Source organism: Methylobacterium sp. B1, from assembly GCF_000333255.1.
Lineage (GTDB): Bacteria > Pseudomonadota > Alphaproteobacteria > Rhizobiales > Beijerinckiaceae > Methylobacterium > Methylobacterium fujisawaense.
The window spans coordinates 1-10473 of the sequence record NZ_BACT01000744.1 but is presented as its reverse complement, the minus strand read 5'-3'; the positions used below and the strand labels follow the sequence as shown (position 1 = coordinate 10473).

The window sequence follows — 10473 nt, the reverse complement described above, 5'->3', positions numbered from 1 at the left end:
CGACCGGCGCCGGCGGCGTTGTCCCGACCGGACCGACGGCGCCTAGAACGGGATGTCGTCGTCGAGGTCGTAGCCGCCGCGGCTTCCGCCGCCGCCGCCGTTGCCGCCACCGCCCGAGGAGGCCGGAGCCGGACGCCGCTCGCCGCCCTGGGCGCGACCGCCTCCGAAATCGCCGCCGCGGTCACCGCCCCGGCCGCCCCCGAAATCCCCGCCGCGGCTGATCTGGCCGCCGCCCTCTTCCTCGCCGGCGAAGTCGCCGCCGCCGCCGCGCCCGTCGAGGATCGTCATCTCGCCGCGGAAGCGCTGGAGCACCACCTCGGTCGTGTACTTCTCGACGCCGGAATTGTCGGTCCACTTCCGGGTCTGAAGCTGGCCCTCGATATAGACCTTCGAGCCCTTGCGCAGGTACTGCTCGGCCACCCGGGCGAGGTTGTCGTTGTAGATGACGACCGAGTGCCACTCGGTCTTCTCCTTGCGCTCGCCGGTCGCCTTGTCCTTCCACGACTCCGACGTCGCGAGCCGCAGGTTGCAGACCGGGTCGCCCGACCCGAGGCGGCGCATCTCGGGATCGCGCCCGAGATTGCCCACGAGAATCACCTTGTTGACGCTGCCCGCCATCGCTCTCTCCTAGTCGTACGGATCTCACTGGGCACTTGCCCGGCGGCGCGCGAACCATGCGCCCGGGCCTCCGGAGCGGCAACCTGCGGGGCGGGCTTGTGCCCGCTTTCCGCAGCGCCACCGGATCTGTTTGTTCTATATCCGTTCCAGATCGGCGGCAAGAAGCCGTCAGGACACGCGGACGACGAGCTTGCCGAAATTCCGGCCCTTCAACAGGCCCATGAACGCCTCCGGGGCATTCTCCAGGCCTTCGACCACGTCCTCGCGATAGCGGACGCGTCCGTCCTGGATCCAGCCGGCGACCTCCTTGCGGAACGTCTCGGCCTGCTCGGCGAAGTCCCAGACGATGAAGCCCTGGATGTGCAGCCGGTTGGTCAGGACCGCACGCATCAGGCCGGGCAGGCGGTCCGGGCCGGGGGGCACCTCGGTGGCGTTGTAGGCCGAGACGAGGCCGCAGACCGGGATCCGCGCGAAGGGGTTGAGCAAGGGCATCACGGCGGCGAAGACCGCGCCGCCGACATTCTCGAAGTAAACGTCGATGCCTTTCGGACAGGCGGCGGCCAGCGCGCCGGGCAGGTCGGGTCCGCGATGGTCGACGGCGGCGTCGAAGCCGAGTTCCTCCGTGAGGTAGCGGCACTTCTCGGGGCCGCCCGCGATCCCGACGGCGCGGGCGCCGTGGATCTTGGCGATCTGCCCGACCAGGGAGCCCACCGGGCCGGCGGCGGCGGCCACCACGACGGTCTCGCCGAATTTCGGCCGGCCGATGTTGAGGAGGCCGGTATAGGCGGTCATGCCCGGCATCCCGAGCACGCCCAGCGCCGTCGAGGGCGGGGCGGCGGCGGGATCGACCTTGCGCGAGCCCTTGCCGTCGGTGACGAAATAGTCCTGCCAGCCCGCGAAGGCGGTCAGCATCTCGCCCACGGCATAGTCCGGGTGGTTCGAGGCGACCACCTCGCCCACCGTCTCGGCGGTGATCGGCGCGCCGATCTCGACGGGCGCCGCGTAGGATTTCGCGTCGCTCATCCGGCCGCGCATATAGGGATCCAGGGACAGCCAGCGGGTGCGCAGGAGGACCTGGCCGGGTCCGGGCTGCGGCACCGGCACCTCCTCCAGGCGGAAGTTCTCGGGCCGCGGCTCACCGTGCGGGCGCGAGGCCAGGACGATGCGTCGGTTCATGGCGGTGGTCATGGCGAACTCCCGGTTATTGCCTGTCGCCTCCGATCTGGGGCGCCGGACCGTGGAGGCAAAGGCGCGGCTGTGATCTCCCGGACGGCTCGCGCGTTGTCCCGTCTCGGGAGCGCGGAGCGGCGGCATGCGGGGAACGGCACTGGGATTCGGGCTGGCGGCGATGGCGACGGGGGCCGCCCTGGCCGGTCCCCTCGACGCCTATCGGGACCGCGCGCGGGTGCTGGTCCTGTCGGCGCCCGAGGCCGGGGACGCGGATCTCCGGGCGCAGCGGGCGGCCCTGGGTTCGGCCCGCACCGGTCTCGCCGACCGCGACCTCGTGGTGCTGGAAGCGGTCGGGTCCGGGGCGCAGGCGCAGGCCCTGCGCACCCGGCTCGGCCTGCCCGCGGACAGCTTCCGCGCCGTTCTGATCGGCAAGGACGGCGGCGCCAAGCTCACCGCCGAGGAGCCGATCGCCCCGCAGGCGCTGTTCGCCATGATCGACGCGATGCCGATGCGCCGCGCCGAGATGCGCGAGCGCCACTAGGGCCGGATCCCCTGTGAACCGACGGGGTGCGGACACCAACGGTTAAGCCTACCGGCCTATCACCGAAACGTGTCGACGGCCGCGTATCGGCCGTCCGTTGAGGCCCGCCAGGACGCTCGGACGAGACGCTCGAATCGATGACCCGACAACAAGTCGCCACCGCCATCCGCCGCCTCGTCGACCTGCAGGTCGAGGATATCGAGCGCGCGGTCCGCGACGGCCATAAGACCATCGCGCTGAACGAGCTGGCGGATCTGAACCGCCAGCTCAAGGCCTTCGCGGCCGCCCTCAAGAAGGCGCCGGCCCGCATTTGAGCCGGCGCGACGCTACCAGCGCGGTCCGCCCCAGCGACGGGGCGGAATGTCCTCCGGCGGCGGAGGCGGCGGGGGCGGCCCACGGTCGACGACCGGCTCGTCGCAGACCCGCACCCGGCGCACAACCGGCGCGCCATCCGGATCGAACCGACGCCGCACGAATTCCCGGCACGCTTCGGGGGGCGCCGCCGTGAAGCGTGGGCCGCGGAACTCGGCCTCGGGACGTGGCGGCGGCGGCGGTCGGCGCTCCGGCTCCTCCTCCTGAGCGGGATCGCCATAGCCATGAGGAGGCGCGTAGGGACCGTCGAAATCGGCGGCCAGCGCCGGGCCCGTGGCGAGGAGCAGGGCGCAGAAAGCTGTGCGGACGAGGGAACGACGAGCGGGCACGGGGGCCTCGGCGTGATCGGGCGCGCGGGGATCGCGGCCATCATCACCGGAGCTAGCGCCAATGCGCCTGAACCCTCCCCGTGTGGTGCTGTCGGTTGCCGTTCAGCCGGCTATTTCTGCATCGCGTTGACTTCGCACTGGGCGTAGTCCGCGCTTGCCTTCACGTAGGCGTTGAGCTTCTGCAGGTAGGCCTCGGCGATCGGCCGGAAGGCCTGCGCCTGCAGGTTATAGGCCTTGATCGCGTCGTTGTAGCTGTAGCCCTCCCAGCCCGGGCAGCCCTCCTTGGCGTCGAGGCAGGCGGGCTTCTGCGGCAGCGCCGGCTTGGTCGGGCGGGCCGAGGCCGGCGGCGGCTCGGGCGCCGTGCAGGCTGCGACGGCCTGTGCCGCGGCCGCCGGAGGCGGCGCGGCGGGAGCCGCCTTGGCGGCCGCCTTCGCGGGTGCGGGCGGTGTCGCGAGGGCGACCGTCGGCGCGAGCAAGCCCGCGATCAGGAGAAGCGTGCCGCGCATGGCGTCTTGAAAGCTCCGCTGGGCCCGGGGCCGCCGGCGGCGGAGGACCGGGAGCGGGTTCTGCGGCATCAGGCCCGCGGCGACAAGGGCTCCCGGACCGGATCCCGGCGGGGCGTGGCGGCCGGCCGCCTCGTCGGCGCCGGGCCGGCGGCGCGCGCCTTCGGACCGCGCACCAGCGCCAGGAGCGGCAGCGACAGACCGACCGCCAGCACCCACCAGGCCGGCCGGATCGGCCCGGAGAAGTCCAGGTTGGCGGCGAGCACGAGGCTGGCCGGGACGCCGCTGGCGAGCCCGTACCAGGCGGCCTCGAGACCCGCGGTGGCGAGGCCGGCGAGGATCGCGAGCAGCAGGAGCGACCAGGGCCGCTCCGGCCATTTGAACCGCCGCATCACCCGCCAGCCCATCAGCAGCAGGAACAGGCCGGCCGAGAAGACCGGATCGGTGACGTCGATCTTGGACTGCAGGAAGTAATGGACGAGGGCCAGGACGGCGATCGTGTAGACGAGGCGGTGCAGCCGGTTCCAGTTCGGGCCGAGGTTCCGGATCGCCGCATCCGTGGAGGTCAGGCCGAGGGCGATCAGGCCGATCAGCGCCACGAAGCCGATCGTCAGGTAGAGCCGCAGGGCGATCTCCGAGACGACCTTGGTGAGGATCAGGTTCTGGTCGACGGCGTAGAGGGTGAGATGGGCCACCGCGTAGGCCATCACGGTGATGCCGAGCATCCGCCGCACCGCGATGACCTTCGCCCAGTCGGCGATGCGGCGGAGCGGCGAGATCGCCAGGGAAAACAGCAGGAAGCGCACCGCCCACTCGCCGGTGGCGTGGATCAGCGCGGTGATCGGCTTCGCGCCCAGCGCGTCGAGCCGGTAGGCGGCCGCGAGGTACAGGGCCGGGGCGATGCAGGCCAGGAAGACCGCGAGCTTCAGCCAGGAGAGGCGACCGGCCCGGTCGAGCCAGGGGCGGGGAATGGCGGGGAGAACGGCCGAGCGGTCGATCATGGGTCTCGGACAGGCTCTTTTTCGGTGAGGGACGGCGGCGACCCGCCAGCGACATGCGCCACGGCGAGAACGGCCGCCCCCGGGCTCCGGTGCCGGCACGGGTCGGTTCGCCGCGGCCGGGCGCAGGTTACACGGGCCTGTCGCCCGGCACGGTTGACCTCGGCCGCGCCGCGGCGAGATAGCGGGGCGACGGACACCGGATGGATCCCATGCAGTACCGCAAACTCGGCCGCTCCGGCCTCAAGGTCTCGCCGATCTGCCTCGGCACGATGATGTTCGGCGGCCCCACCGACGAGGCCACCGCCGGCCGCATCGTCGGCAGCGCCCGCGAGGCGGGGATCAACTTCATCGACACGGCCAACGTCTACACGGAGGGTCGCTCGGAGGAGATCACCGGCCGGGCGATCAAGGGCGACCGCGCCGCCTGGATCCTGGCCACCAAGGTCGCCAACCCGACGGGCGAGGGCGTCAACGACCGCGGCCTGTCGCGGGTCCACGTGATGAAGGCCGCCGAGGACAGCCTGCGCCGCCTCGGCACCGATGTCATCGACATCTACTACCTGCACAAGGAAGACCACGATACGCCGCTCGCCGAGACGGTCCGGGCGATGGCCGACCTCGTGCGGGCAGGCAAGATCCGCCATTTCGGCGTCTCGAACCACCGCTCCTGGCGGGTCGCCGAGATCTGCCGGCTCTGCGACGAGCTGGGAATCGACCGGCCGGTGGTGAGCCAGCCCTACTACAACGCCTTCAACCGCATGCCCGAGACCGAGCACCTGCCGGCCTGCGCCCATTACGGGCTCGGCGTCGTGCCGTACTCGCCGCTCGCCCGCGGCGTGCTCACCGGGAAGTACGACCCGGATGCCCCGCCGCCGGCCGAATCCCGCGCCGGTCGCCAGGACACCCGGATGATGCAGACCGAGTGGCGCCCGGAATCCCTGCGCATCGCCCGGACCCTGAAGGCGCATGCCGAGGCGCGGGGCATCACGGCCGGCCAGTTCGCCACCGCCTGGGTGCTGAACAACCGCCTCGTCACCGGCGTCATCGCCGGGCCGCGCACCGAGGCGCAATGGCAGGAATATCTCGGCGCCCTCGACTACGCCTTCACCCCGGAGGACGAGGCGCTGGTGGACGGGTTCGTGGCCGCGGGCCATCCGACCACGCCGGGCTACAACGATCCCGCCTATCCGCTGGAGGGGCGGGTGCCGCGGGGCGGCTGAAAGGCAGCCGATCCCCAACCCCCTCATCCTGAGGTGCGCGCGCCTCGAAGGAGCCCTCCGGACAGCGCGCGATTCCTGGAGACCGCCTTCAAAGCCTCCTTCGAGGCCGCCGCGACGCTCCGGCACCTCAGGATGAGGCCGAGATCGGGACGAACAGGGCTGCGTCGTGCGCCTGATCCGGCTTGCGCTCCCGGCCGAGGGTCGCTATCTAGCTCTCAACAGTTCTGATGGCAGTCGAGAGGCTGCGGTTCGGGAGTGGGCCCCACCGGGTCCGCTCTTTTTTTTCGCCGCAGAGCCTCTCGCCGCACAAGGCCGCACGCCGCGGGCGGGCCACGCAGAACGCCGCGAAGGTTGCGCGCTCAAACCCATGTCGTCCGAGATCGAAGCGGATCTGTCCGAAAAGCGCCTCGTCCGAGAGGCCGGCGTCGCCGCGCGCGTCGCGCAGGCGATCGAAGGGCCGCTCCAGGGCCTCGGCTTCCGGCTGGTCCGGGTGAAGGTGTCCAACATCAACGGCTGCACCGTGCAGATCATGGCGGAGCGGCCGGACGGCTCCTTCACCATCGACGATTGCGAGGCGGTGAGCCGCGCGATCTCGCCGATCCTCGACGTCGACGATCCGGTGGGCGGCGCCTACAACCTGGAAGTGTCCTCGCCGGGGATCGACCGGCCGCTGGTGCGGATCTCGGATTTCGCCCGCTGGGTCGGCTACGAGGCCAAGGTCGAGCTGAGCCCGCCGCTCGACGGGCGCAAGCGCTTCCGCGGCATCCTCGGCGCGCCGGATCTGGACAGGCAGACGGTCCCGATCGACCTGCCCGACGTGAAGGAAGGGCTGCCGAGCCGCATCGACCTGCCGCTCAAGGACCTCGCCGAGGCCCATCTCGTCCTCACCGACGACTTGATCCGCGAATCGCTCCGCCGCGGCGGACCGCCCCCCGCGGACGAGGCCGAGGAGACCGACGACGCGGAGCCCGCCGAGGAGCGCGCGGCGCCGCCGGCGCGCAGCCCCTTCCAGCCGAAGGGGCCCCGGAAGGCCAGCCCCGCGGCCAAGCTCCAGAAGCCGGCGCGGACCGGTCCGAAGAAGCCGGTCGTGACCAAGGCGTCCCGGCTGAAGGACCGCGATTCGCTGCATTGAGACCCCAATGTCGGCCGCCCGGCGGCCGGCTCGAAGATTTGACGGAAGAGAAGGACCGACACCGATGGCCGTCGTCAGCGCCAACAGGCTCGAACTCCTCCAGATCGCCGATGCGGTCGCCCGCGAGAAGGTGATCGACCGCTCCATCGTCATCGACGCGATGGAGGAGGCGATCGCCAAGGCCGCGCGCTCCCGCTACGGCGCCGAGACCGACGTTCACGCCGAGATCGACCCGAAGACCGGGGCTTTGCGCCTCTCGCGCCACCTCCTGGTCGTCGATCAGGTGGAGAACGACGCCCGCGAGATCACCCTGGACCAGGCCCGCCGCTACAACCCGGGGGCGCTGGTCGGCGACGTCATCTCCGACACCCTGCCGCCCTTCGATTTCGGCCGCGTCGCCGCCCAGTCGGCCAAGCAGGTCATCGTCCAGAAGGTGCGCGACGCCGAGCGCGCCCGCCAGTTCGACGAGTACAAGGACCGCATCGGCGAGATCCTCAACGGCATCGTGAAGCGGGTCGAGTACGGCAACGTCATCGTGGATCTGGGCCGCGGCGAGGGCATCGTGCGCCGGGACGAAATGATCCCGCGCGAGACCTTCCGGCCGGGCGACCGCATCCGCTCCTACCTGTTCGACGTGCGCTCGGAAGTGCGCGGGCCGCAGATCTTCCTGTCGCGCTCGCACCCGCAGTTCATGGCCAAGCTGTTCGGCCAGGAAGTGCCCGAGATCTACGACGGCATCGTCGAGGTGAAGGCGGTGGCCCGCGACCCGGGCTCCCGCGCCAAGATCGCGGTGATCTCCCGTGACGGCAGCATCGACCCGGTGGGCGCCTGCGTCGGCATGCGCGGCTCGCGCGTGCAGGCCGTGGTCGGCGAGCTGCAGGGCGAGAAGATCGACATCATCCCGTGGTCCGAGGACGAGGCGACCTTCATCGTCAACGCCCTCCAGCCCGCCGAGGTGGTGAAGGTGGTGCTCGACGAGGAGGCCGACCGCATCGAGGTGGTGGTGCCGGACGACCAGCTGTCGCTGGCCATCGGCCGCCGCGGCCAGAACGTGCGCCTCGCCTCCCAGCTCACCGGCTGGGACATCGACATCCTCACCGAGGCCGAGGAGTCGGAGCGCCGCCAGAAGGAGTTCGCCGAGCGGACCCAGGTGTTCATGGAGGCGCTGGACGTCGACGAGACCGTCGGCCAGCTGCTCGCGGCGGAAGGCTTCCGCAACGTCGAGGAGATCGCCTACGTCGACATCCAGGAGCTCTCCGGCATCCAGGGTCTCGACGAGGAGACCGGCACCGAGATCCAGGCCCGCGCCCAGGACCACCTCGCCCGGATCGAGCAGGCTCACGACGCCCGCCGCACCGAGCTCGGCGTCGCCGACGAGCTCCGCGAGATCGAGGGCATCACCACGCCCATGATGGTCGCCCTCGGCGAGAACGACGTGAAGAGCGTCGAGGATCTGGCGGGCTGCGCCACCGACGACCTCGTCGGCTACACGGAAGGCCGCGGCCCCGAAGCGGTGCGTCATGCGGGCTACCTCGACGGCTTCGACCTGTCCCGCGCCGAGGCGGAAGCTCTGATCATGGCCGCCCGCCTCAAGGCCGGCTGGATCGAGGCGCTGCCGGAGCCGGAAGGCGAAGACGGTGCCGAGGAAGGTGCAGAGGAAGGGGCCGAGGCGGCCGAGGGCGAAGAAGCCGCCCGGGCCGAGGGCTGAGCCGAAGGCCGGCGGCGGAAACGCGATGGTCGCGGACGACACGACCCTGCCCGAGGACGGGCTGGCTGCCGGGGGGCTCGATGCCGGCCCCGGCCGCCGCGCGCCCGAGCGGACCTGCCTCGTCACGCGCGTCGCCCAGGCGCCGGAGGCGATGATCCGGTTCGTGCGCGGGCCGGACGGCAGCGTCGTCCCCGACCTGCGCGCCAAGCTCCCGGGGCGCGGCGCCTGGATCAGCGCCCGGCGCGAGGCGGTCGCCACCGCCGTGCGCAAGAATCTTTTCTCGCGGGCCTTCAAGGGGCCGACCCCGGCCGCGCCCGATCTGCCGGACCGGATCGCCGCGGGGCTCCGGGAGGATCTGCGGCAGGCCATCGCGCTCGCCAACAAGGCGGGCTGCATCGTCGCGGGCTTCTCGAAGGTCGAGGCGGCGATCGGCGGCCAGCCCGGTGCCATCGCGGTGATCCACGCCGCCGAGGCGAGCCCGGATGGCCGGCGGAAGATCGCGTCGGCCTTGCACAGGCGCCATGGCGAGGCCATGTCAAGGATCCCGATCATCGATGACCTGTTCGAAGACGAATTGGACATGGCTTTAGGTCGGGGTCATGTGATACACGCTGCGCTCGTCGCAGGAGCCGGAGCCGCCGGCTGCCTGTCGCGTTGGCGTCGGCTACGCTCCTTCGAGGGCGCCGCCGCGGCGACCGGGGAGCCCGATCCAGCCCGAATCGGCGGGATCGATGAAGCCTCACGTTGACGACGCAGGACGGATTTGGCCGGCGCCACCGGGCGTCGGTTCACGGGACGATGGAAACCCTCAGGGTTCAGGCTGAATGAGCGATACGAATAACCCGGGCGACAAGACTCTGAATCGGACTTCCCCGAAGCCGCTTTCCCTTAAGCGGCCGATCGAGGCGGGCACCGTGCGTCAGAGCTTCTCCCATGGCCGCTCCAAGCAGGTCGTGGTCGAGACGGTGAAGCGCCGCGTGATCGGCGCGGCTCCGGCCGCTCCTGCCCGTGAGCCTGCACCCGCACCGCGTCCGGCACCGGCCGCGCCCGCGGCCGCGGCCCCCCGTCCGGCCCAGCGGCCGGCCTCGGGTGTGGTGCTGCGCACGCTGAGCGAACAGGAGAGCGCCGCCCGCGCGGCAGCCCTCGCCGACGCGCAGCGCCGTGAGGCCGAGGCCCGCCGCAAGGCCGAGGCCGAGGCCGAGGCGCGCCGCCGCGAAGCCGAGGAGCAGGCCCGCCGCGAACGCGAGGCCGCCGAGGCCCGCCGCCGCGAGGAGGAGGAGCGCAAGGCCGCGGCTGCGGCAGCCGCCGCTGCTGCGGCTGAGGCCGCCAAGGCTGCTGAAAAGGCAGCCGAAGCCCAGGCGGCCGCTCCCGCACCCGCTCCCGCCCCCACCGCCGCTGCGCCTGCCGCTGCTGCACCTGCCCGTCCGGCCGAAGCGCCTGCCGCGCCGCCGGCCGCTGCACGTCCGGCCGCGGCTGCGCCCGCGCGCCCGGCCGCTGCGCCGGCCCGTCCGGCCGCCGCGCGTCCGGCTGCGCCCGCCGCGGCTCCGGCCGCGCCGCGCCCCCCGCTGACGCCCCGACCCTCCACGGGCGAGCCGCGCAAGACGATCACGGCCGATTCGCGCAAGCCGCGCGATCTCAACTTCATGGCCAAGCCCGCTCCGGCGCCCGAGCCCGAGAAGAGCGCGACGCCGGCGACCGCCGCACGTCCCGCCGGTGCCGGCGCCGCGGCGCGGCCGGCCGGTCGCGGTGCCCAGACCAACGACGACGAGTCCGAGACCAAGCGGGTCATCCGCCGTCCCGGCATGCCGCTCAAGATCATCACGCCGCCCAAGACGCCGAAGTCGCCGGGCGGTGACCGCAACCGCGTTCGTCTGACCAT

The 10473-nt window shown here is 72.1% G+C and carries 12 protein-coding genes; 7 read left to right on the top strand and 5 right to left on the bottom strand.

The features are described from left to right. Positions 1-42: 42 nt before the first annotated feature. Complete coding sequence (gene ssb, locus I53_RS21960; protein ID WP_043354664.1) at positions 43-618, bottom strand: single-stranded DNA-binding protein; 576 nt, start codon at positions 616-618, stop codon at positions 43-45. Between the two features lie 168 nt (positions 619-786). Continuing rightward, on the bottom strand, positions 787-1806 hold the full coding sequence (locus I53_RS21955) for an NADP-dependent oxidoreductase (protein ID WP_043354662.1): 1020 nt from the start codon (positions 1804-1806) through the stop codon (positions 787-789). 124 nt (positions 1807-1930) lie between these two features. On the opposite strand from I53_RS21955, the gene I53_RS21950 reads away from it, so the two are divergent. Together I53_RS21950 and I53_RS34190 are read left to right on the top strand one after the other, a co-directional pair. Further along, positions 1931-2329, top strand: coding sequence for a DUF4174 domain-containing protein (locus tag I53_RS21950; protein ID WP_043354660.1), 399 nt, complete (start codon positions 1931-1933; stop codon positions 2327-2329). A 137-nt stretch (positions 2330-2466) separates the two neighbouring features. Further along, the gene (locus tag I53_RS34190) at positions 2467-2643 is read left to right on the top strand and encodes a hypothetical protein (RefSeq protein ID WP_164706367.1); all 177 of its coding nucleotides are present in this window, start codon (positions 2467-2469) and stop codon (positions 2641-2643) included. A gap of 12 nt (positions 2644-2655) precedes the next feature. Here the strand turns inward: I53_RS34190 and I53_RS33470 are convergent, their stop codons facing one another. From I53_RS33470 to I53_RS21940, 3 genes are all read right to left on the bottom strand, one after another. Further along, positions 2656-3030, bottom strand: coding sequence for a hypothetical protein (locus I53_RS33470; RefSeq protein ID WP_148291218.1), 375 nt, complete (start codon positions 3028-3030; stop codon positions 2656-2658). 110 nt (positions 3031-3140) lie between these two features. After that, on the bottom strand, positions 3141-3536 hold the full coding sequence (locus I53_RS21945) for a hypothetical protein (protein WP_043354668.1): 396 nt from the start codon (positions 3534-3536) through the stop codon (positions 3141-3143). Positions 3537-3604: 68 nt separating this feature from the next. Then, positions 3605-4534: a sulfite oxidase heme-binding subunit YedZ gene (locus I53_RS21940; RefSeq protein ID WP_051044952.1), complete on the bottom strand. Its 930-nt coding sequence runs from the start codon at positions 4532-4534 to the stop codon at positions 3605-3607. 209 nt (positions 4535-4743) lie between these two features. Between I53_RS21940 and I53_RS21935 the strand changes: the two genes are divergently transcribed. The 5 genes from I53_RS21935 to I53_RS21915 form a co-directional block, all read left to right on the top strand. After that, a complete protein-coding gene (locus I53_RS21935) occupies positions 4744-5754 on the top strand; it encodes an aldo/keto reductase (RefSeq protein ID WP_043354665.1) in 1011 nt (336 codons plus the stop codon). A gap of 367 nt (positions 5755-6121) precedes the next feature. Next, positions 6122-6886 carry a ribosome maturation factor RimP gene (gene rimP / locus I53_RS21930; protein ID WP_043354658.1) on the top strand — a complete coding sequence of 255 codons (765 nt, stop codon included), beginning with the start codon at positions 6122-6124 and terminating at the stop codon, positions 6884-6886. Between the two features lie 64 nt (positions 6887-6950). Beyond that, positions 6951-8594, top strand: coding sequence for a transcription termination factor NusA (gene nusA, locus I53_RS21925; protein ID WP_043354656.1), 1644 nt, complete (start codon positions 6951-6953; stop codon positions 8592-8594). 25 nt (positions 8595-8619) lie between these two features. Next, positions 8620-9342, top strand: a complete 723-nt coding sequence (locus I53_RS21920) for an RNA-binding protein (protein WP_043354654.1) — start codon at positions 8620-8622, stop codon at positions 9340-9342. A gap of 76 nt (positions 9343-9418) precedes the next feature. Further along, positions 9419-10473 (top strand): translation initiation factor IF-2 associated domain-containing protein (locus I53_RS21915; RefSeq protein WP_043354652.1); only part of this gene is annotated, 1055 nt, incomplete at its 3' end.

Coding starts and splice junctions, on each gene's coding strand:
- I53_RS21935 (WP_043354665.1), top strand. CDS start 4,744: ATGCAGTACCGCAAACTCGGCCGCTCCGGCCTCAAGGTCTCGCCGATC.
- I53_RS34190 (WP_164706367.1), top strand. CDS start 2,467: ATGACCCGACAACAAGTCGCCACCGCCATCCGCCGCCTCGTCGACCTG.
- I53_RS21950 (WP_043354660.1), top strand. CDS start 1,931: ATGCGGGGAACGGCACTGGGATTCGGGCTGGCGGCGATGGCGACGGGG.
- I53_RS21945 (WP_043354668.1), bottom strand. CDS start 3,536: ATGCGCGGCACGCTTCTCCTGATCGCGGGCTTGCTCGCGCCGACGGTC.
- rimP (WP_043354658.1), top strand. CDS start 6,122: ATGTCGTCCGAGATCGAAGCGGATCTGTCCGAAAAGCGCCTCGTCCGA.
- nusA (WP_043354656.1), top strand. CDS start 6,951: ATGGCCGTCGTCAGCGCCAACAGGCTCGAACTCCTCCAGATCGCCGAT.
- I53_RS21955 (WP_043354662.1), bottom strand. CDS start 1,806: ATGACCACCGCCATGAACCGACGCATCGTCCTGGCCTCGCGCCCGCAC.
- I53_RS21940 (WP_051044952.1), bottom strand. CDS start 4,534: ATGATCGACCGCTCGGCCGTTCTCCCCGCCATTCCCCGCCCCTGGCTC.
- I53_RS21920 (WP_043354654.1), top strand. CDS start 8,620: ATGGTCGCGGACGACACGACCCTGCCCGAGGACGGGCTGGCTGCCGGG.
- ssb (WP_043354664.1), bottom strand. CDS start 618: ATGGCGGGCAGCGTCAACAAGGTGATTCTCGTGGGCAATCTCGGGCGC.